Here is a 21,024-nt window from a genome sequence, read left to right as displayed (position 1 = left end):
CTTCCCGACCGCTTGGTCAGCAGGTTCAGCGTCGCAGCCACTGCGGCCCCCGTCCGGTCGAGGAGAACCAGAGCAACAGCGGGCCGACCACGAGCATGAGCAGGGCCAGGACGCCGAGGGCCGGCAGCAGCATCATCCGGCCCGTCGCGGGCGTCGATCCGACCGAGATCATCTCGGGCGCCGCCGTCGCCGGACTGCTCGAAGCCGACGGCGAGGGTGCGTTCGAGGGAGTCCCGGAGTCGGTGGCGGGCTCCGCGGGTGCGAGCGGAGCACCGCCACCGCCGTCGGGGGGTGCGCCCGACGGATCCGGGGTGGCCGAGGTCTCGGCCGTGGGGGTGGCGGACGGCGACGGCGTGGCCGTCGCGCCCTTGAGGACTGCGGTGCGTGCGGCCAGCGTCTGCTTGCGCAGGTTCGCCGGCAGCGGGGCGTAGCCGAGCGGCAGCTGACCGACCTGCTCGCCGTTGACCTGCCCGGCCGAGGCCGCGTAGGAGAGCAGGTTCGCCATCTCCGTGCGCTCCGACTCCTCGGCGGCGGTGGAGAATCCGCCGCTGACCTGGAGCGCGAGGGGGTAGATGTCCTTGCCCTTGGCGGTGGGGTCGACCGACCGGGTGACGCCGTCGGAGTTGACCGTGGAGTTCTCGATACCGGCGAGCAGACCCGCGGTCGTGGGCTTCACGTAGGCACCCGAGGCGTTCTCCAGCGAGGCGGTGTTGAGCAGGAACCGGTGCGCCGAGGCGGAGTCGATGATGCCGATGACCTCACGTCGTCCGGGGTTCTGCCGCGGGGGCTTGGTGACGACCGTGACGCCGCCCTCGACGCTGGTGGTGGCGCCGGGGAACCGCGCGATGGAGAGCTGGCGCGCGACCGCGTCGAGCTCCTGGATCGGCTCGAAGGTCTCCGACATCGCCTGGTCGAGCACCGGGTAGGAGGCGAAGGGCATCGAGACGTTCTTGTAGTTGCTGTTGACGGTCATGCCCCAGGGGTCGGGCTTGCCGGCCAGGAACGCCCGGGCGTCCTTGTCGGCCTCGATCCAGCGGGTGAGCGCCAGGGTGCTGTCGGAGAGGTCGGCCAGCAGCAGCGGGTGGTTGCCCGGGGCGCCGCCCGGCCAGGCCACCCCCGGGTTGAGGGCACGGAACTCGGGGTCGCGGAAGATGTTGACCGGGTTGTTGATGACCGCCGGGTTGCCGCCCGAGCGGTAGGAGGCGGTGATCAGCTTGGCCACCAGCCGCGGATTGAGCTTCATGTCGGTGACCGGCTTGCCGTTGGCGTCGTCGATCTGGAAGGCCACGACGAGACCGGTCACCGCGAGCGGGGCGTAGACGACCGATCGGTCCGCCGCCGCGTCGGCGTCGAGCGGGTCGATGACCAGGCCGACGTCGGTCGTGCCGGAGGTGAGGTCGGAGCGCGTCTGCGGCTCGCCGATCGCGGTGTAGTCGACGCGCACGGCGTCGGAGGCCAGGGTGCAGGTCTTCGCGCGCCAGCTGGCGAGCGCGTCGGCGGCGAACGGGCTGCCCTCCACGCGCAGGCTGTCGCCGGTGAGCGGGCAGGCGTCCTCGACCGGCAGGAAGGAGAGCGGGACGACGGTGCGTCGCGCCCACGCCCACGGCGCGTCCATCTGGTCCTCGGTCGCGCCGTTGCCGGTGCCGGCTCGCCCGTAGTTCGGGACCACGACGACCGAGCAGGGGCTGGTGCTGTTGCAGGCCAGGGCGGCGGACTCGCGCTTGGTGAACAGCTGGATCGTCACCTCGCCGGTGCCGTCCTCGCGGGTGACGTTGTCCTGCCAGTTGGCCGGACCGTCGGGCGTGGCGTCGTAGGCGTCCTGCTGACCCGGGTAGGTGAAGGCGGGCACCGGGTCGACGGCGGGGCTGGTGTCGGTCGCGTCGATGCCGCGGAAGCCCGGCGAGCCGTAGCAGTCGCTCGAGCTCGACGGGTCGGCGCCGCGGCACTGGTAGACACGCACCGGGTTCTCGGTGTTGACGTCGAGGGAGTCGCCGGAGTTCTGCAGCAGCGTCGCCGAGCTCGGCCGGAAGCCCTTCCAGGACACCTGGACGGTCTGGTTGACCAGGTCGCTGGTCTTGCTGACCGTCACCGTGGCGCCGTCGCCGGCCCCGGGGGCGGCGACCGTGACCGGGCCGCTCTCACGAGCGGAGCCGCCGGCGATCGTCGTGCGCGCGCTGGGGTCCGGCGCGCCGGCCGGCGCGGCGTCCACCGAGGCGGGCACCGCGACGGTGAGCACGGCCAGGACGCCGAGTCCGGCCAGGCTGGCGGTGCGCCGTCGTCGGCGCGTGGAGGTGATGGTTCGGATGCACCCGATCCGCATGTGGTCCTACTCCTGGATCTGCGCGTCGTCGACGCGGGTGGTGCCCGGGCCGGTCAGTTCGCACCCGACCGGCCCGGGCAGGGCCTGCGCCCCCCGAGGGGCTCGATTCCCTGGCGTCCGCCAGGTCAGTTCGGCTTGCCGCAGTACTGGGACTGCGAGGTGTCGTCGCCGAGCGGGGTGTTGCCGAAGGGGATCAGCAGCGCGTTGGCGTTCTGGCACAGGTAGCCGCCCGCCTTGAAGATGTCCTTCAGCTCCTGCGGCGCGTCGTTGCGCAGCGCGTTGTAGAAGAAGCGGCCGAAGGACGCGCTCGTGCCGGTGATGAAGGCCGGGTTGAGCACCTGGTAGGTCTTGCCGTTCAGCACCGAGGTGGTCGTCGGCGCGGTCGTGGTGTTGACCAGACCGATGTGCGCACCGCCGCGCAGGTCCTTGATGCCGAGGGGCTCGTTGGCCTGCGCCGCCCACTTGGTGACCGCGTACGGCAGGATCGCCTGGGGGTCGCCCTTGAGGCTGGTGCCGTCGTTCTGCTGGCCGGAGAAGACCGTGGGCAGACCGGCGCAGCCGGCCTTCACGTTGGTCAGGGTGGTGCCGATGGCCTGCAGGAAGAAGGTCAGCGTCGCCGCCGAGTCCGGCGGCAGGTAGAGGTGGATGGCGCCGGGCTGACCGCCGACCTCGCTCCAGTCGCGCGTGGTGCACTCGAAGATGTCCTTGAGCTGCGCGGTGGTGAGCGGGGTGGTGGGCGCGTAGGCGTTGCCCAGGACGGCGTAGCTGACGGCGTCACGGCTCTGCGCGTAGAACGTCAGGTTCGCCTCGCCGGCCGCGGTGCCGCGGCCACGGCTGGCCCGCACCCAGTCGATGCAGTACGACGTGCCGTCGCCGCCCTTGGTGGCGTCGCTCTTCTGGTTGAGCAGGATGGCGTTGATGCCGGCGTTGGCACCGTTGGGACGGGCGATCGAGCAGCCCGGCTTGGTGGTGATCTGCTCGCCCGCGACACCCGTGTTGGGGTTCACCGCGTCGTAGGAGGCCAGCACCGTGGTCGGCGTCGGGGTCTTGGCGTTGTAGAGCACCGTGAGGTTGTTGGTGAGCTCGGCGAAGGCGTCCGCGCCGATCGTGGCGTAGATCTGAGCAGCGGTCTTGCCGGCGGGCGGGGTGCCCGGGTTGGTGTTGTCGGGGTCGGCGTGGGCGGCGGTGCCGCCCAGCGCGAGACCGAGGGTCAGGCCGGAGGCGGCCGCGACCGCGAGGAGTCGACGCTTCATGACGGAGGTCCTGTTCGGGCTGGAGGGCTGGCGGTGAAGGATCGGCGTCGTCATCACTTCACCTGCACCAGGCCGAGGGACACCGCGACGCCCTTGCTCTTCTCGGACTTGGTGCCGAGCACCTTGACCACGACCGTGTGGGTACCGCCGCCGGTGAGCTTGAAGGTCTTGGCGAGCGTGCCGGCCTTGGCCGCGTAGGTGTCGAACGAGGTGGCCTTGCCGTCGACGACGACCTGGACCTTGCCGTTCGAGGCGCCGGTCAGGAAGCCGAGGACGACCGAGGAGCCGGTGATCTTGATGGTGGCCGTCGAGCCCTTCTTGACGCTGGTGATGCCCTTCTTGCCGGGTGCGGCCGCAGCCTTGATGGACTTCCAGGTGCCGGTGCGGGCGATGCGCTTGTCGCCGGCGGAGTACTTGCCGGCGGCGAGCAGGTCGGTCGCCGGGTTGAGCACGCCGGTCGGCGCGAGCGCGACACCGCGGAACTCGGAGTTGGTCGGCGCGGTGGCCAGCACGGCCGGGGCGGCCGGGTCGAACGCCGTGGTGGAGGCGCCGGTCGGGTCGGTCACCAGCAGCAGCTGGGACGGCGTGGTGACGGCGATGCTGACGGCGTCGCCGTCCTTGTCGGCCACCAGGCCGGAGATGCCGGGCACGTCGATGTAGTCGACGAGCTTCCAGGTGGTGCCGTCGTAGCTGTACTTGTCGAGGGTGCCGGCCCGGTTGCTGGCGTCGGCCAGGTAGAGGGTGTCGACCCCGGTGCCGGCGTAGGAGGCGGTGGTGAGGTCGAGCAGCGCGTAGCCGTAGGTGAGCAGGTTGCTCGGCAGGCCCGGCAGGTCGGTCAGCGTGGCGCTACCGGACGGCGTCCCGGTGCCGACCGCGGCGAGGCGGTTGGTGAGGACGCCGCTCGCCCACAGCTGGCCGTTCTGGACCGAGAGGGCGTTGAAGTTGGAGTCGGCGGTGCCGGCGACGGTGGAGACGGTGCCGGAGCCGATCTGGGTGGTCTGGATGCCGCCGTTGCCGCCGGTGACCCAGACGCGGCTGCCGTCGGTGACCGCCGAGCGCACGACCTTCGGAGCGGTGGCGCCGGAGATCGTGGTGGTGGTGTCGATGGTGCCGTCGCCGTCGACGACCGCCACAGTGCGGGGCACGGTGGTGGTGTCGGTGTTGGCGAGGGAGGAGCTGGTCGCGGTGCCGGCCGCGGGGCCGAGGGTGCCGACGGGCGCGTCGTAGCCGGTGACGGCGAGGAACTTGCCGTCGCCGGAGGTGGCCAGGAGGCCCTCCGAGCGGGACAGCCCGGCGGCCGTGAGTGCCGCGGAGTCGCCGCTGGCGGTGGTCGGCAGGGCCAGGGACTGCACCTTCGCGCCCGCGGAGGTGTACTCGTCGAGGTAGACGGGCGCGGCCGCGTTGGTGAGCGCCGCGGTCCCGTCGCCCACGCGGTAGACGACGAGGTTGCCGCCGGTGAAGTGCGCCGCCTCGGCGCCGGACTGGGAGAGCAGGGGAACGGCGACCGCGACCGTGGAGAGGGCTGCAGTGGCGCCGAGGATGCGCAGGCGTGTGCGCATGAGGGCCTCACTTCGAAGGGGACGGGCGGACATGGAGGTCCGCGAAGACGGCACTTCCCGAGAGTCGGCCCAACCCGATTAACTGGACCGAAGTGGTCGAAATAATGTGTTTACCGTGTGTTCGGGTCAAGCCGAACCGCGGGTTTCAAGACGCCCCTCGCGTGAGAGGCCCAGAAGATGGCCCGGTCGGCGTCTCCGGCATGGCCCGAACGGACTACGGCGCCGCGTGACCCGGGTCACGGACCCGAGCAGGCGGTTGAGGAGGCACCCGAGCAGCCCCCGCCCGGAAATGCAGCGAGCGCCGATCCCGGGGACGGGATCGGCGCTCGGCGGGAGCGTCAGGGACGGCGTCGAGTGCGGCGTCGGAAGACGGCGGTCACTCCGTGCCGTGCTCGGCGATGAACGCCAGGATCGAGGCCGACAGCTCGGGACGGCACACGATGAGATCGGGCAGGTAGACGTCGTCCTGGTTGTAGACCAGTTCGCTGCCGTCGACGCGGGAGGTGAACAGGCCGGCGGCCCGGGCGACCGCGACCGGAGCGGCGGAATCCCACTCGTACTGGCCGCCGGCGTGCACGTAGGCGTCGGCGACGTCGCGCACGACCGACATCATCTTGACCCCGGCCGAGCCCATCGGCACCAGCTCGGCGTCGAGACGCTCGGCGAGAGCCTGGACGAACGCCGGCGGGCGGCTGCGGGAGACGGCGATGCGCGGACGCGTGGCGGTGCCCGGCGGGACGACGGGGGCGGGCGCGGTCGTGAAGGTCTCCCCCAGTGCCGGCTGCGCCACGGCGCCGGCGACCAGCTCGCCGTCCTGCCACAGGGCCACGTGCACGGCCCAGTCGTCGCGGGGCGGCTCGGAGAACTCGCGGGTGCCGTCGAGCGGGTCGACGATCCACACGCGCGAGGCGTGCAGCCGCGCCTTGTCGTCCTTGCCCTCCTCCGAGAGCACCGCGTCGTCGGGACGGTGCTCGGCCAGCAGGGTCATCAGCAGCTCGTGGGCGGCGCGGTCGCCGGCGTCCTTGAGCTCCTTGCCCTCCAGGCCCTCGCCGCGCACCTCGAGCAGGCGGCGTCCGGCGGTCTCGGCGAGCCAGGCGGCCAGCACGTGATCGTCGGCGGAGGCGGGCGGGGTTCCGGGATCGAAGCTCACGGAGCACGACCCTAGGGCACGGCGCGGCCGGTCAGGAATTGAACCGCTGCTGGGTGCGCTCGAGGCCCTCGACGATGAGCGACTCGACCGCGTCGGCGGCGGAGTCGACGACGAACGGCAGCGCCTTGCGCTCGGTCGTCGAGAAGTTCGACAGCACGAAGTCGGCGACCTCCTGGCGTCCGGGCGGGCGGCCGATACCGACCCGCACCCGGTGGAAGTCGCCGGTGCCGAGGGAGGAGCGCATCGACTTCAGGCCGTTGTGGCCGTTGTCGCCGCCGCCGAGCTTGACCCGCATCGTGTCGAAGGGGATGTCGAGCTCGTCGTGGATGGCGACGACCCGCTCGGGCGGCACCTTGTAGAAGGTCGCGAGCGCCTTCACCGGGCCGCCCGACTCGTTCATGTAGCAGCGGGCGCGCGCCAGGACGACGCGCGGCGCCGCGCCGCCGGGGGCGCCCAGGCGCCCCTCGACGACGTCGGCGCGGCCGGACTTGTGGGCGCGGAAGCCGCTGCCCATCCGGCGGGCCAGCTCGTCGGTGACGAGGTAGCCGATGTTGTGCCGATGGCCGGCGTAGGTCGGGCCGGGGTTCCCCAGCCCGACCACCAGCCAGACCGCCGCGTCGGCGGTCACTCCTCGGTCGACTCCTCGGCGGGCGCCTCGTCGGCGGCCTCGGCCTCGGGCTCGTCACGCTCGATGCCGGCCTCGGCCTCGGCCTCGGCGAGCTCGGCCTCGACCTCCTCGGCGGTCGGGGCGGCGGTGACGTTGACGACCAGCAGCTCGGCGTCGGCGAGCAGCGTGACGCCGGCGGGCAGGGTCAGGTCGGCGGCGGTGATCTGGGTGCCGACCTCGGCGCCCTCGACCGAGACCTCGATCTGCTCGGGGATGTGGGTGGCCTCGGCCTCGACGCTCACGGCGGCGTTCTCGGTGACGACCAGGGTCTCCGGAGCGGCCTCGCCGACGACGACGACCGGGACGTCGACGGTGACCTTCTCGCCGCGCTTGACCGCGACGAAGTCGACGTGCTCGAGCACGCGGCGGACCGGGTCGACCTGGACCTGCTTGGTGAGCGCGAGCTGCACCTGGCCGTCGATCTCGATCTCGAGCAGGGCGTTCGCGCCGCCGTGCTTGAGCGCCATCATCGTGTCGTGGCCCGGGAGGGTCAGGTGGATCGGCTCGGAGCCGTGGGCGTAGACGACGGCGGGCACCTTGTGCTCGCGGCGGATGCGGCGAGCCGCACCCTTGCCGAACTCGGTGCGCTTCTCGGCGGTGATCTTCTCGGCGGACATGACTCTCCTCGGACTGCGGTGATGAGCGGAAGCTGTGCGTGCCCGGTGGATCGGGACGGCAGGCAGGAGAGCCGCGCCCTGTCGATCACGGAGCGCGGGTGACGCTCCCTCGCCGAGGCAACCGCAGAAGACTACCCGGCGAGCCTCCGCCGGAGCCAATCCGCAGCGGGCGGCGGGCGTGCGCCGGCCGGGCGCTACGGTCGGGGCGTGTCGCTCACTCTCGCCGAGGCCCGGGTCCGGGCCGCCGCCGTCAGCCAGGTCGCCTACGACATCGCACTCGATCTGACCGATCCCCGTGGCGACACCTTCGCCTGCCGCACCGTGGTCACCTTCACCGCCCACGCGCCGTCCACGTTCCTGGAGCTCACCGCGGCCCAGGACCTGCGGGTGGTGGTCGACGGCGTCGCCGTCGCCGACCCGGCGTACGACGGACGGCGTCTGCATCTCACCGGGCTCGGCGGCTCGCACCGGGTGGAGGTCGAGGCGCGGCTGCCGTACCTCAGCGACGGCGACGGCATGCACCGCATGACCGATCCGGCCGACGGCGAGGTCTACCTCGGCGCCTACTGCGGGATGGACATCGCGCAGAAGGTGTTCTGCTGCTTCGACCAGAACGACCTCAAGGCCCCGATCACCCTGGCGGTGCGGGCCGAGCCCGGGGTCACGGTGCTCGCGAACGGGTTGGCGACGACCACCGCGGCCGAGCAGCGCGACGGCCGTTGGGCGTTCACGACCACCCCGCCGATCCCGACCGCGCTGTTCGTGGTGGCCGCCGGGCGGTTCGCCGCCCACCGCTTCGAGCACGCCGGCATGCCGTTCGGCTGGTACGCACGGGCGTCGCTGGGCGAGGCGCTCGCACGCGACGCCGAGGAGCTCCAGCGCATCACGCTCGCGTGCTACGAGCACTACGCCGACCTGTTCACCGAGCCCTATCCCTTCGACTCCTACGACCAGGTGTTCGTGCCCGGCCTCAACTGGGGCGCCCAGGAGATGCCCGGCTGCGTCACCTACCGCGACGAACTGCTGCCGCTCGGCGCGATGTCCTCGGCCGACCGACTGCTGCGGGCCGAGATCATCGCCCACGAGATGTCGCACATGTGGTTCGGCGACCTGGTCACGATGACATGGTGGGAGGACACCTGGCTCCAGGAGTCCTTCGCCGACTACATGGGTTTCCGGGTCGCCGCCGACGCCGCCGGGTACGCCGGCGCCCAGGCCAGTTTCGAGCTCGGCCAGAAGCCCGCCGCGTACGCCGCCGATCGCCGTCGCTCGACCCATCCGGTGGCGGCCCGGCCCGAGGACGTGCCCGACGTCGACGCCGCCGCCACGATCTTCGACGCGATCTCCTACGCCAAGGGCAACGCCGTGCTGCGCCAGCTCGTCACCTGGCTGGGCGACGAGACCTTCCTGGCCGGCGTCAACGCCTACCTGACCCGCTTCCGGTTCGGCAACGCCACCCTGCCCGACCTCGTCGAGGCGTTCGCCGAGGCGGCTCCCGGGCGCGACGTGCGGGGGTGGGTCGAGGCCTGGCTGCGCACCACGGGCTTCGACACGATCATCGTGCACCGCGGCGACGACGTCCCGGTGCTGCGGCGCCGCGGCACCCGGCCGCACCGCTTCACCGTCACCGCCTACGACACCGAGCTGCGCGAGGTGGGCTCGCGGATGGTCGACCTCGCCGACGATCCGGTGGCGCTGGTGGAGTTCGCCGGCCGGGTTGTCGTCGTGAACGCCTACGGCGAGACCTACGCGCAGGTCGCCCACGACGACGTCTCGCTCTCCCATCTGCGTGCCGGACTCACCCGCATCGACGACCCGCTCGTGCGGGCCGTGCTCTGGGGCGACCTGCTCCAGGGGCCGGCGGCCGACGTGCTGGACCTCGTGCGCGATCAGCTCCCGCACGAGGCCGACGCCTCCCTGGCCGCCGCGATCGTGCGCCGCCTGACCGGGCCGGGGCTGTACCGCGACGTCCCACCGGCCCAGGTCGAGGACGCCCTGGCGGTCGTGGCCGCAGCGTGCGGCGACGGCATCGCCGCCTCCGGGGACGACGTCGACCGGGTGCGAGCGCTCCTGCCCGGGTGGGCGGCCGGCACCCGCGCGGTCGGCGCGCTGCGCGGCGCCCTCGACGAGGGCCGCGTCGGACCGCTCGACCTGACCCTGACCGAGCGGTGGCAGCTGCTGGTGCGGCTCGCCTCGCTCGGCGAGCTCGACGAGGAGGCCATCGAGGCCGAGCGCCTCGCCGCCCCCGGCGTGGTCGCCGATCTCGGTGCCGCCCGCGCCCGGGCCGCGCGACCCGCACCCGAGGCCAAGGCCGGGGCCTGGGCGGCGGCGGCCGACCCCGCGGTCGACAACCGCCGCTTCGCCGCCCTGATGGCGGGCCTGTGGTCGAGCAGCCGCACGGAGCTGTCGGCGCCCTACGTCGCCCGCTACCTGCGCGAGGCCCCGGCCTGGGCCGCCCGCGGCCAGGCCTTCGCCCAGGTCGTCGGCCGGGCCGCCCCGCCGCAGCGCCTCACGCCGTCCGAGCTCGACCTGCTGCGCCAGCAGCTCGCCGGCGACCTGCCGACCGTGCTGCGCCGGCAGTGGGAGGACTGGCTCGACGATCTGGGGGCGTGAGGGGGCGGCAGGTTTCCCCGGTCAGCCGGGGAAACCTGATGTTGATGGGCGAAGCTTCGCCCCACAACATCAGGTTTCACCCCTCAAGTCCGGGTGGACGTCGCACTCCCCGCCCCCGCGCACCTCACCGGGCCCCGACTCGCTCCGTCACGCGCTCGTACCTCGCGCGTGGTCGCGGGAGAGACCACCGACGATCGCGCCCGCTTCGCGGCCCTCGCCGCCCCCGCGCACCTCGCCGGGCCTCGACACGCTCCGTCACGGCCTCGTACCTCGGCCGTGGTCGCTGCTCGACCACCGACGATCGCGCCCGCTTCGCGGTCGCGATCAGGCGTGGCCGTCGAACATGGAGGTGACCGAGCCGTCCTCGAAGACCTCGCGGATGGCGCGGGCCACCAGCGGGGCGATCGAGAGGGTGGTGAGCTTGTCGAACTCGCGCTCGGCCGAGATCGGCAGGGTGTTGGTGACGATGACCTCGGTGGCCGGGCTGTTCTTGAGCCGGTCGACGGCCGGGTCGGAGAGGATCGCGTGGGTGGCGGCGATGATGACGCCCGCGGCGCCGTCGTTCATCAGCGCCTCGGCCGCCTTCACGATCGTGCCGCCGGTGTCGATCATGTCGTCGGTCAGCACGCACACCTTGCCGGCGACCTCGCCGACCACGCGGTTGGCGACGACCTCGTTCGCGACGTCGGTGCGCCGGGTCTTGTGGATGAAGGCCAGCGGCGCGCCGCCGAGCTTGGCCGACCAGCGCTCGGCGACCTTGATGCGCCCGGCGTCCGGGGAGACCACGCAGAGCGGCTGGTTGCCGTACTTCTCCATCACGTAGTCGGTGAGGATGGGCAGCGCCATGAGGTGGTCGACGGGCCCGTCGAAGTAGCCCTGGATCTGGTCGGCGTGCAGGTCGACGCAGATGAGCCGGTCGGCGCCCGCGGTCTTGAACAGGTCGGCCATCAGCCGCGCGGAGATGGGCTCACGACCACGGTGCTTCTTGTCCTGGCGGGCGTAGCCGTAGAAGGGCATGACCACCGTGATGCGCTTGGCGCTGGCGCGCTTGAGCGCGTCGACCATGATCAGGTGCTCCATGATCCACTCGTTGATCGGAGCGGTGTGGCTCTGGATCACGAACGCGTCGCACCCGCGCACGGACTCCTCGTAGCGCACGTAGATCTCGGAGTTCGCGAACTCGTAGGCCGAGGTCGGCACGAGATCGGTGCCGAGCAGCTCGGCGACCTCCACCGCGAGTTCGGGGTGGGCTCGACCACTGAAGACCATCAGGTTCTTCTCGGTGGCCCTCTTCATTCCGGTCACGTGCTGCCTCCTCGCGGGGTGCTTCCCGGATCGGCATTCTGGCACGACTCGCGGCCCTCCCGAGCCGCTACCCTCTGCCGGTGCCCGATTCCCCGCGTGAGCTCTACCGTCACATCCGGCGCCGGGTAGCGCAGCTCACACCCGAGACCCTCGATCACGCCGAGTACGTCGACCTCCGCGCGCGGTTGGACGCCGTCCCGCCCACCGAGCGGTTCCGGTCGTGGCGCCAGGCGAGCGTGCTGCTCGACGTCCGGTTCCGCGAGCGCCCCTGGCACACCCTGCGGATGCTGCGCCGCCTCCAGGACCTCATGACCCGCAACGGCCGCGCCGAGCAGTTCGAGGTGTTCCACGCGCAGGTGCGCGAGCTCCTCGGCGACCTGACGATCACCCCGCACGGCTTCAACCCGCGGCTCGACACCCTCGACCCCGGAGCGCTGTGGTCGCGGGTCGCCGACCTCGGCGCCGAGCTCGAACGACGCGGGTTCACCTGGTTCGTCACCTCGGGCAGCCTGCTGGGGCTGGTGCGCGAGGGGAACGTGGTCGCCCACGACGACGACGTCGACCTGTGCGTGCTCATCGAGGCCGACGACGACGACTCGGCCGCCCAGGCCTGGCTCGCGGCGCGGGAGATCCTCGTCGACCTCATCCGCCCTCAGGAGCTGCACCGGGTCGCGAAGGTCGACTCCCCCGACGGCCCGACGATCGACCTCTTCCCGGCCTGGGTGGCCGGTGGCCGGCTCTTCGCGTGGCCGTGGTCCTACGGCGACCTCCCGGGCGAGGACGCCGTCCCGGTCCGCGAGCAGCTCGTGGCGGGTGCTCGGCTCCTCATGCCGCGCGAGCCCGAGCGGCTCCTCGGGCTCAACTACGGGGAGGGCTGGCGGGTGCCCGATCCGCTGTTCCAGTTCGACTGGCCAGGCGCCCGCGAACGGTTCAGCCGCTTCGTCGAGGTGCTGGAGTCGACCACGTTCGAGCTGCCGACCGACCCGACCGACGACCTGCCCGACGACCTTCCCGACGACGACCGCGACTGACGAGCACGGATCAGGGGATCAGGGCCCGGCGCTCAGCTGGAACGGTGCTCCGCGGCCGAGGCAACGGCGGGCTCGGTGACGGCCGCGGCCTGGGCGGTGCCCTCCCGGCGACGGCGCACCCACCCGGCGATGATCCGCAGGGGTCCGGCACTGACGGCCAGCGCACCCGAGGGCACCTCGCCCCGCACGACGGTGCCGCCCCCGGTGCTCGCACCGTCGCCGATGACCACGGGCGCGACGAGGGTGTTGTTCGAGCCGACCCTGGCGTGGCGCCCCACGACCGTGCGGTGCTTCTCGACGCCGTCGTAGTTGGCCACGATCGTGCCGGCGCCGATGTTCGCGCCCTCGCCGATCTCGGCATCGCCGACGTAGGAGAGGTGCGGCACCTTGGCACCTGCGCCCAGCTGCGCGTTCTTCGTCTCCACGTAGGCACCGACCTTGCCGCCCGCACCCACCACCGTGCCGGGACGCAGGTAGCTGAACGGCCCGATGCTCGCGGCGTCGCCGATGACGGCGAGCTGGGCGTGGGTGCGCACGACGCTCGCCGCGACGCCCACCTCGCAGTCCGCGAGGGTGGTGTCGGGGCCGAGGACGGCGTCCTCGGCCACCACGGTGGTGCCGAGCAGCTGCGTGCCGGGCAGCACGGTGACGTCGCGGGCGAGGGTGACGTCGGCGTCGATCCAGGTGGTCTGGGGGTCGACGATCGTGACGCCCTCGCGCATCCACCGGCGCAGGATGCGGTCGTTGAGCTCGCGGCCGAGCGCGGCCAGCTGCACGCGGTCGTTGGCCCCCTCGGTCTGCACGACGTCGTCGAGCACGAAGGCGCCCACGATGAGCCCGGCGTCGCGGGCGAGACCGACGAGATCGGTGAGGTAGTACTCCCCGCCCGCGTTGTCGTTGCCGAGCCGGTGGATCGCCTCGAGGAGGAAGGCGGCGTCGAAGGCGAGGATGCCGGAGTTGATCTCGCGGATCTCGCGTTGCTCGGGGGTGGCGTCCTTCTGCTCGACGATCGCGGCGACCTCGCCCTCGCCGTCCCGCACGATGCGCCCGTAGCCGGTGGGGTCCTCGACGATCCCCGAGAGGATGCTGACCGCGCGCTGGCCGGCCTCGTGGTCGGCGGCGAAGGCGCGCAGCGACGCCCCCTCGAGCAGGGGCGTGTCGCCGTAGGCGACGAGCACCGTGCCGGACGGCGCGCCGCCGGGCACCTCGGCGAGCGCCTCGAGCGCCACCCGGACGGCGTGGCCGGTGCCGAGCTGCTCCTCCTGCACGGCCAGCACGGCCTGCGGGAGCAGATCGAGGATGTGGGGTCCGACCTGCTCGCGCTGGTGGCCGACCACCGCGACGACCCGGGCCGGCTCTGTGGCCGCGACGGCGGCGAGGACGTGCCCGATCATCGACCGGCCGCCGATGCGGTGGAGCACCTTCATCGTCTTCGACCGCATACGGGTGCCGCCTCCGGCAGCCAGGACGACGACGGTGAGCGGCTCGGCCACGGACAGACTCCTCGGTGATGCGGGCGGTCGGGTCACTCTAGTGCGAGCCACCGGCGTCGACCCCGCCGAGTGGGGCGGGGAGCGGCAGGCTCGACCTTCGACCGGCGCGAGGTCAATCGAGGAAGATCTTGCCCTTCTTGATGGTGAAGGCCTTCTTGGCCAGCGGGGTCTGCGCCGGACCCGCCACCGGCTTGCCGCTGCCGATCGCGAACTGGCTGCCGTGGCAGGGGCACACGATCCGCTGGTCGGTGACCTCGCCGACCGTGCAGCCCTCATGGGTGCAGACGGCGGTGAAGACCCGGAAGCGTCCGGCCTTGGGCTGGGTGACCACGACGCCGCGGTCGGCGACGACCACACCGCCGCCCACCGGCACCTTCGAGGTCGCGATGACGGCCTTCCCCGCCGCCTCGGCGGATGCGGCGATGAGGACCGGCCCGGCCAGGCCGAGGCCCACGGATCCGGCGACGAGGCAGCGTCGTGAGCACTCGGCCTGCCGGGGCACAGCTCGTTCGTCCATGGATCGATGATGCCCTCTCCGCGATCGGTCCGGGAGGTTCTCGGCGTTCCTCACGGGCGACTCACAGCGACGGGGAGGACGGAGGCCCGGCGCGCACGCCGGGCCTCCTCCTCATGGCAGGGGCACCCCCCGGTCCACCCCTGCCCTCCGGACGAGCGCGCGTCAGCTGCGCGCGCTCGAGGGCTCGGTGCGGGCGTCGCCCGCGTAGGACGCCGTGACGGCGCCGAGACCGAGGTAGAACGGGCAGGTCGCGATGCCCTGCGCGTTGGTGGTCGCCGAGCAGCGACCGAAGGAGATGCGCCGTCCGGCCAGGGGCTCCCCGGTCGCGGCGAGCACGAGCTTCGCCTTGGGGCGCAGCTGGAGCGCTCCGCGGGTCAGCTTCGTGAGCACGGTCAGGTCGCTGCACACGCGGCGCAGCGTGTTCACCTGCAGCGTCGAGCCGCTGTACGCGGCGGACTTCGTGCCGGCCAGTCCGCGCAGCACCGACAGCGGCGGGCAGTCGACCGGCCCGTCGGGACCGCCGCCCTGTCCGAGCGAGATGGGCCCGTCGCTGCGCTGGTCCTCGGCGTCGGCGCAGCGCACGCCGATGGAGTCGATGATCGTGCCGACGCGGGCGTAGAGCCCGGCGACCCGCTGGCCGGACGCGCACACGATGTCCTCGGAGACGCCGCGGTCGACGACGAAGGCGCCGTCGGGCGCGGACTGGAGGACGCCGTCCTTCTCGCACAGCATGCGGACGTCGTTGCTGAACCCGTCGACCGAGACGACGCGCACGCCCCGCGGCGTCGTCCCGACGGGACACTCGGCGGCGAACGGCGTCTCATCGGGGGCGCCGGCCGAGAAGGAGTTGATCTGGTCGTCGACGACCGCCCCCTGGGCGGATCCGCCGGGGACGAGCGTCCCCGCGGCGGCGGTGATCAGGACGGCGACGGCCGCGCCGAGGCGGACGGCGAGACGGCTGGTGGAACGGCTGGTGGGACGGTGCGACATGAGACTCCCCCTTGGTACGAAATCCCTCGTTCCGTACCACAGGCAGCATCGGCGTCCGGAGCCGCGCTGGCAAGACCGGTCTGCACCGGTGCCGGCGACCACCCCGGGAGCAGCACGCGCACCCGCGTGCCCTGCCCCCACCGGGAGTGCATCGCGATGCTGCCGCCGTGGGCCTCGACCAGGGCCCGGCAGATGGCCAACCCGAGCCCGGCGCCGCGCGGCGTCCCCGGCGGGCCCGAGCGGAAGCGCTCGAAGACCGCGGGCAGGAGGTCGGGATGCACCCCCTCGCCGTCGTCCTCGACCACCATCTCCAACCGCCCGTCCGACGCGGTCGCGAACCGCACCTCCACGGTTCCGCCGGACACCGTGTGGCGCACCGCGTTGCCGGTGAGGTTGCGCAGCACCTGGTCGATGCGCACCGGATCCGCGTGCAGGACGCCGGGTTCGGCGCGCACCACGAAGCGACGATCGCCCAGCAGCGGCAGGTCGCGGGCGAGATCGGCGGCCAGATCGCCGATGTCGATCGACGCCGGGGCCAGCAGCGCGGTGCCGGTGCGGGATCCGGCGCCGGTGCGGGATCCGGCGCCGGTGCCGGTGGCGTCGGCCACCGCGAGGGTCAGCAGGTCGTCGACGAGGCGCGCGACGCCGTCGATGCGCCGCAGCACGGTTCCGAGCTCGTCGGCGACGTCCGGGTCGTCGGTGCGGCGGCGCACGCTCTCGGTGTGGGCGCGCAGCACCGACAACGGCGTCCGCAGCTCATGGGAGGCGTCGGCCACGAAGCGGCGTTCGGCCTCGAACGAGCTCTGCACCCGGTCGAGCATGCGTTGCAGGGACGCCGTCACCTCGGCGATCTCGCGCGTGGCGGCCGGGCCGGCGTGGGGCCGCGCGTCCCACTCGCCCTCCCCCACCCGGCCGGCGACGTCGCAGATGCGGCGCAGGGGCCGCATCATCCCGACCGCGGCCAGTGCCACGAGTGCGGCCGCACCGAGCGAGAGCGGCGTGCCCACGGCCAACGCCTCGGCGCGCAGGGTGGCGCGGGCGGCGTCGACCTGCGAGAGCCAGTCGGCCACCTGGAGCGTGCCGAGCACGCGATCGCCGTCGCGCACGGTGCGGGTGTAGACCTCGGCGCGGCCGCCGTCGATCGAGGCCACCGCGTAGCCCTCGGGCGCGGTGGCCAGGACGTCGGCGGAGCGGCGCGCCAGCGTCGGTTGGTTGCTGAGCTCGGGTCCCCCGCCGGCCACCCGGACGACCTGGAGCTGGGAGAGGGGGTGCTCGTGCTGCTGCACCAGGTAGGCGCGGGCGACGGCGATCAGGTCGTCGCGGTCGTGCACCGGCATCGTGGCCACCAGCGCGTCCCACTCGCGCGCCTGGGTGGCCAGGTCGGCGTCGACGTCGTCGACCAGTTCGCGGGTCGCCGTGCGCTGCACCACGGCCAGGCACGCCACCGAGCTCACGCAGGCCAGCAGCCCGGCGACCAGCGCGAGCCGGGCCGACAGGGTGCGCGGCAGGGTGCGCGGCAGGGTGCGCGGCAGGGTGCGCCGCAGGAGCCGAGGGAGGGAGCGCGGCATGGCGGCGGCTAGCCCCGAACGGCCGGGACGGCGTCCCGGAAGCGATACCCGGCCTGCCGCACCGTCTCGATGAGCTCGGCGCCGTCGGGTCCGAGCTTGCGACGCAGCTGGCCGATGTAGACCTCGACGACCTTGGTGCCGGGATCGTGGGAGAGGTCCCACACCGACTGCAGCAGCTGGTGGCGCGAGATCACCTGGTCGGCGTGACGCATGAGATGGGCCAGCAACTGGAACTCCCGCGCCGTCAGGTGCACCTGGACGCCGTCGCGCTGCACCTGGTGGGCGCGCAGGTCGAGGCTGACCCCGCCGACCTCGAGCACGTGCGACCGGGCCTGGTCGGGTGCGCGCAGCGCCGAGCGGATGCGCGCCGAGAGCTCGGCCAGCGCGAAGGGCTTGACGAGGTAGTCGTCGGCACCGAGGTCGAGGCCGCGGACCTTGTCCTCTACCTGGCCGCGGGCGGAGACGATGATGACCGGCAGCGCCGGGAGCCGGCGGCGCAGGCGCTCGAGCACCTGCAAGCCGTCGACCCCCGGCAGGGTCAGGTCGAGGACGACGAGGTCGACCTCCTCGACGCAGGCGATGACCAGCGCTCGTTCGCCGTCGGCGCACCGCACCACGCAGTAGCCGTCGGCCTCGAGTGCGTCCTGGACGAATCGGGCCAACTCCGGTTCGTCCTCCACGAGAAGGATCCGCACGTCACGAGCCTAGATCCGGCCTGGTCGACCCCACCCGGCGAGCGCGGGCTCAGCGGCCCGCCAGGGCGTTGAACGACGCCAGGTGGCCCTGCTCGTCGCCGCGCACCTCGCTCAGCAGGGACGCCGTCGCGGTGTCGCCGCGCGAGGACGCGGCGGCCGCGTACCGGCCGTACATCGCGATGGCGTCCTGCTCGGAGGCGATGGAGGCGTCGAGGTCGCTGCGCACGGTGCCGACGAGGCCGGCCAGGTTCGCCTCGGTGGCGAAGTGGTCCTCGAGCTCGACGGCCGCGACCTCGCGGAACAGCGCGGCCAGGGCGGGATCGCCGGTGTTGACCGCCTGCTGCGCCCATTGGGTGTACTGGCCCCACGCGAGCGTCTCGGAGTCCATGGCCGCCGAGAGCGCTGCTGCGACCGCCGCGTCGCCGCAGGCGGGCGAGGAGGGCACGATCGCGACCGGGTCGACGCTCGGTCCCGTCGGCGCGTGGCCGTCGCGAGCGGCTCGGAAGAGCGCGAGGTGGCCCTGCTCGTCGTCGGCGATCTCGCGGAACGTCGCGGCCACCTCGGGGCAGCCGGCGCGGTCGGCGACGCGCGCCCACCGGCCGTAGTCGCCGACGGCACCGGACTCCGAGGCGATGGCCGCGCGGACGTCGTCCTCGTTCGTGCCGACCAGTCCGACCTGCTGGCCCTCGGAGACGAAGTGGTCCCAGTACTCGACGTCGGCGACGCTGCGCCACGCGTCGGCCGCCGTGCGGTCGCCCGACGCCTCGGCCGCGTCGGCGTAGGCGCGGTACTGGCCGTAGGCGAAGGCCTCGGTGACCATCGCGTGGCGCACCTCGGCGACGGTGGCCGGGGACGGCGTCCCGCTGGCCGTGGCAGCCGATCCGGGCGTCGCGACCGCGGCGAGGACGGCGATGCCCACGCCGGCGGCGGTGAGGGAGAGCAGGACCGGACGGGCGGGGAGCAGGGTGTGGTTCATCGTGGACCTCCGAGACGTCGGCGGGCCCGATGCCCGCCGCTGCCTTCGAGGCAACCCCGCGACGGTGAGGAAGTGGTGAGTGCGGCGACAGGGAACGGTGAGCTCCCCGAGGTGCTGCCCGCTTCGGCGACCGCTAGCGGTAGACGAGCCGGACCTGCTCGCAACCGCTGCTGAGCAGCCGGTCCTGCCTGGCCTGGAGGTCCTCCTGCTGCTCGCGCATCGCCCTCGTTCGCTCCTGAGGGGTGGCGTTCGCCGGAATCGCCAGCGGCTTCGGCACTGTGAGGGTGCATCGGTCGGTGATCACCACCGGTGGTTCGACGGTCCACGGTCCGTCGGGGCGACTCACGTCCTCGACATCACCACCGACCCGCGCGGTGAGCACCTGGTCGCCGTCCTCGCTGGTGAACCTTCTGGTGATCACGGGTCCACCCAGGTCGAGGCGCACGGTGATGGTGTCGCCGGGCGTTCCGGCCTGCGGTCGCAGGAAGAGTCGGTAGGAGTCGCCGTCGAGGACGGAGTCCGGGAGGTAGTAGACGAACCGCCGGGTCTTGGCCGACTGTGGCCGGATCGTCTGCCCGGCCCCGAAGGTCACCAGTCCGTTCTCGGTGTCGGTCCGCACGTCGTGCGTGTGGTGGGCGGCGTCCACCAGCTCGGCTCCCGGCGGGGCGTAGATGCGCAGGTAGCTGGAGTAGGCGGGGTTGATGCTCGTCTGCTCGCCGATGTCCTCGGTCCGGACGTCGACCCTGGCCACCAGACGACCTGAGGGGAGGCGGGTCACGGTGTAGGTCGTGTCCTTGTGGACCCAGCGATTCGCCTTGTCGGTCCCGAAGTTCGCGTCGGCCAGGGTGAAGAGGTCGCCTCGATCAGGCGCCGTGAGCGAACCGGTCCAGTCGGCCCGCTCGAGGACGGCCTGGTCAGCGGGGTCGTCGAGGTAGAGCTGGAGGTGCCGGAGCTTGAACGCCCGCCCGAGAGCACTGAGCGCGTCCCGACTCTGCTTGCCCTGGATCGTCTCCAAGCGATCGAACAGCTCCTCGGTGAGAAGGGTGAGGAACCGCTTGCGAGGCTGGTCGAGAGGACGCTTCAGCTCGACGTGGTAGAGGATCCGATCGCTCACCGTCTCCGGGGTCAGCACGTCGGGATACCCCCGGACGGTGATCCTTCCGCCGATGGCAGCGAGGAGATCCTCGAGGAACTGTTGGGTGCTCCCGAGGACGCCGTCGACCTTCTCGCCGGTCGACAGCTCCACCATCTGCTGGGCTGCTCGGGCCGAGGTCGGGAAGTCCGGCCACCAGCCGGCGCCGGTCAGGTTCCAGGGTTCTGGGAGATTCGACCTCAACGGCTCCGGCGGGAAGATCGCCGTCCGCGGGAAGGGGAGGTCGGTGGCGTCACGATAGGTGGCCATGTGCAGTCGACCGCGGCCGATCTCGAGGATGCCGTAGGACCCGATGAAGCCCCCCGAGGGGCGGAGCTCCCAACTGTCCTGGGCCAGGAAGAGGAGCCGGAGCGGTGGCCCCGATCGCGCACCTCGATCGACGATCAGGGCGGCGCTCTCGACAGCACCCAGCTGCCGGCCCAAAGCGCTGAGCTTGGGGTCGAGTTCATCGAGTACGCGTCTCAACGGACCGATGAGGGAGAGACCTTGCAGACGGTGGACGGTGCCCGTGGCCGCGGCGAGGGTGGCGCTGGTCCGCTGCACCGACGGCAGGATCGGGCCGAGTTGCCGGTCCAATGCGACCAGATCGTTGACGCCGACACGGTCGGTGCTGCCCTCGTCGGACAGCGGCGAGGCCGCCACCTCCGTGAGGACGGCGCTGCCGTCCCGGCTCAGATCGGCGGCGACGCCGGCCAGGGCCTGCGCGGCCCCGACCTGGCGGCCCGCCCACGGCACCGGTCGGAGCAGGTCGAAGGCGAATCCGTTGAGCCGGCCGTCGGCGGACGCGGCCGCGTCGGCAGCGGCCGCGGCCCTGGCGGCTGCCGTATCGACGTCTCCGGAACGGGACAGGTCCTGGGCCTCGGTCAGCAACGTGGTGGCCCGGTCGAGATCCGCACGGGCCCCCAGACCCTGGAACAGCATCCAGCCGGCCAGGAGCGCGACAGCCAGCATCGGCGGGCCGGCCCACCGCAGGAGGGGGTGCCACGAGTGGCGACGGAGACGGTGGAGCAGCATGGAACTCCTGGTGCTTCGGGGCCGGGGGGGCTTCGGGGGATGGCGAGGTGGAGGCGCGGACGCTCCGCGAGGCCGATCGAGGGCCGGATCGTGCGAGCCCGGC

The 21,024-nt window shown here is 72.6% G+C and carries 16 protein-coding genes; 2 read left to right on the top strand and 14 right to left on the bottom strand.

The features are described 5' to 3' along the window. Positions 1-25 precede the first annotated feature (25 nt). From ABD671_RS09430 to ABD671_RS09405, 6 genes are all read right to left on the bottom strand, one after another. Positions 26-2,320 (bottom strand): type 2 periplasmic-binding domain-containing protein, encoded by a 2,295-nt coding sequence (locus ABD671_RS09430; RefSeq protein ID WP_344733069.1) that lies wholly within the window; start codon positions 2,318-2,320, stop codon positions 26-28. A 125-nt stretch (positions 2,321-2,445) separates the two neighbouring features. Next, positions 2,446-3,573, bottom strand: coding sequence for a type 2 periplasmic-binding domain-containing protein (locus ABD671_RS09425; RefSeq protein ID WP_344733068.1), 1,128 nt, complete (start codon positions 3,571-3,573; stop codon positions 2,446-2,448). A gap of 53 nt (positions 3,574-3,626) precedes the next feature. Then, positions 3,627-5,132 carry a hypothetical protein gene (locus tag ABD671_RS09420; RefSeq protein WP_344733067.1) on the bottom strand — a complete coding sequence of 502 codons (1,506 nt, stop codon included), beginning with the start codon at positions 5,130-5,132 and terminating at the stop codon, positions 3,627-3,629. A 376-nt stretch (positions 5,133-5,508) separates the two neighbouring features. Then, entirely contained in the window at positions 5,509-6,282 is a 774-nt protein-coding gene (locus ABD671_RS09415) for a 3'(2'),5'-bisphosphate nucleotidase CysQ (RefSeq protein ID WP_344733066.1), read from the bottom strand. Positions 6,283-6,313: 31 nt separating this feature from the next. Beyond that, positions 6,314-6,910 carry an aminoacyl-tRNA hydrolase gene (gene pth / locus ABD671_RS09410; protein WP_344733065.1) on the bottom strand — a complete coding sequence of 199 codons (597 nt, stop codon included), beginning with the start codon at positions 6,908-6,910 and terminating at the stop codon, positions 6,314-6,316. After that, positions 6,907-7,566 (bottom strand): 50S ribosomal protein L25/general stress protein Ctc, encoded by a 660-nt coding sequence (locus ABD671_RS09405; RefSeq protein ID WP_344733064.1) that lies wholly within the window; start codon positions 7,564-7,566, stop codon positions 6,907-6,909. Before ABD671_RS09405 ends, pth begins: the two co-directional genes overlap by 4 nt. Before the next feature lie 207 nt (positions 7,567-7,773). On the opposite strand from ABD671_RS09405, the gene pepN reads away from it, so the two are divergent. Continuing rightward, complete coding sequence (pepN, locus tag ABD671_RS09400) at positions 7,774-10,179, top strand: aminopeptidase N (protein WP_344733063.1); 2,406 nt, start codon at positions 7,774-7,776, stop codon at positions 10,177-10,179. 324 nt (positions 10,180-10,503) lie between these two features. Here the strand turns inward: pepN and ABD671_RS09395 are convergent, their stop codons facing one another. Next, positions 10,504-11,484: a ribose-phosphate diphosphokinase gene (locus ABD671_RS09395; RefSeq protein WP_425574904.1), complete on the bottom strand. Its 981-nt coding sequence runs from the start codon at positions 11,482-11,484 to the stop codon at positions 10,504-10,506. A gap of 80 nt (positions 11,485-11,564) precedes the next feature. On the opposite strand from ABD671_RS09395, the gene ABD671_RS09390 reads away from it, so the two are divergent. Continuing rightward, positions 11,565-12,515 (top strand): hypothetical protein, encoded by a 951-nt coding sequence (locus ABD671_RS09390; protein ID WP_344733062.1) that lies wholly within the window; start codon positions 11,565-11,567, stop codon positions 12,513-12,515. 32 nt (positions 12,516-12,547) lie between these two features. On the opposite strand, the gene glmU is transcribed toward ABD671_RS09390, so the two are convergent. From glmU to ABD671_RS09355, 7 genes are all read right to left on the bottom strand, one after another. Continuing rightward, on the bottom strand, positions 12,548-14,008 hold the full coding sequence (gene glmU, locus ABD671_RS09385) for a bifunctional UDP-N-acetylglucosamine diphosphorylase/glucosamine-1-phosphate N-acetyltransferase GlmU (RefSeq protein WP_344733061.1): 1,461 nt from the start codon (positions 14,006-14,008) through the stop codon (positions 12,548-12,550). 112 nt (positions 14,009-14,120) lie between these two features. Beyond that, positions 14,121-14,525, bottom strand: coding sequence for a Rieske (2Fe-2S) protein (locus ABD671_RS09380; protein ID WP_344733060.1), 405 nt, complete (start codon positions 14,523-14,525; stop codon positions 14,121-14,123). Between the two features lie 162 nt (positions 14,526-14,687). After that, the gene (locus ABD671_RS09375) at positions 14,688-15,515 is read right to left on the bottom strand and encodes a hypothetical protein (protein ID WP_344733059.1); all 828 of its coding nucleotides are present in this window, start codon (positions 15,513-15,515) and stop codon (positions 14,688-14,690) included. Continuing rightward, positions 15,443-17,083 carry a sensor histidine kinase gene (locus ABD671_RS09370; protein ID WP_344733058.1) on the bottom strand — a complete coding sequence of 547 codons (1,641 nt, stop codon included), beginning with the start codon at positions 17,081-17,083 and terminating at the stop codon, positions 15,443-15,445. Before ABD671_RS09370 ends, ABD671_RS09375 begins: the two co-directional genes overlap by 73 nt. Before the next feature lie 8 nt (positions 17,084-17,091). Next, positions 17,092-17,778, bottom strand: a complete 687-nt coding sequence (locus ABD671_RS09365) for a response regulator transcription factor (protein ID WP_344733057.1) — start codon at positions 17,776-17,778, stop codon at positions 17,092-17,094. Between the two features lie 49 nt (positions 17,779-17,827). Then, entirely contained in the window at positions 17,828-18,754 is a 927-nt protein-coding gene (locus tag ABD671_RS09360) for a ferritin family protein (protein ID WP_344733056.1), read from the bottom strand. 133 nt (positions 18,755-18,887) lie between these two features. Continuing rightward, positions 18,888-20,921, bottom strand: coding sequence for a DUF4012 domain-containing protein (locus ABD671_RS09355; protein WP_344733055.1), 2,034 nt, complete (start codon positions 20,919-20,921; stop codon positions 18,888-18,890). Positions 20,922-21,024 lie beyond the last annotated feature (103 nt).

This window comes from Nocardioides fonticola (assembly GCF_039536805.1).
GTDB lineage: Bacteria > Actinomycetota > Actinomycetes > Propionibacteriales > Nocardioidaceae > Nocardioides > Nocardioides fonticola.
The sequence above is the reverse complement of the archived record's forward strand: the minus strand, read 5'-3'. Positions and strand labels throughout refer to the sequence as shown.

Coding starts and splice junctions, on each gene's coding strand:
- ABD671_RS09430 (WP_344733069.1), bottom strand. CDS start 2,320: ATGCGGATCGGGTGCATCCGAACCATCACCTCCACGCGCCGACGACGG.
- ABD671_RS09425 (WP_344733068.1), bottom strand. CDS start 3,573: ATGAAGCGTCGACTCCTCGCGGTCGCGGCCGCCTCCGGCCTGACCCTC.
- ABD671_RS09420 (WP_344733067.1), bottom strand. CDS start 5,132: ATGCGCACACGCCTGCGCATCCTCGGCGCCACTGCAGCCCTCTCCACG.
- ABD671_RS09405 (WP_344733064.1), bottom strand. CDS start 7,566: ATGTCCGCCGAGAAGATCACCGCCGAGAAGCGCACCGAGTTCGGCAAG.
- ABD671_RS09380 (WP_344733060.1), bottom strand. CDS start 14,525: ATGGACGAACGAGCTGTGCCCCGGCAGGCCGAGTGCTCACGACGCTGC.
- ABD671_RS09375 (WP_344733059.1), bottom strand. CDS start 15,515: ATGTCGCACCGTCCCACCAGCCGTTCCACCAGCCGTCTCGCCGTCCGC.
- ABD671_RS09370 (WP_344733058.1), bottom strand. CDS start 17,083: ATGCCGCGCTCCCTCCCTCGGCTCCTGCGGCGCACCCTGCCGCGCACC.
- ABD671_RS09360 (WP_344733056.1), bottom strand. CDS start 18,754: ATGAACCACACCCTGCTCCCCGCCCGTCCGGTCCTGCTCTCCCTCACC.
- ABD671_RS09355 (WP_344733055.1), bottom strand. CDS start 20,921: ATGCTGCTCCACCGTCTCCGTCGCCACTCGTGGCACCCCCTCCTGCGG.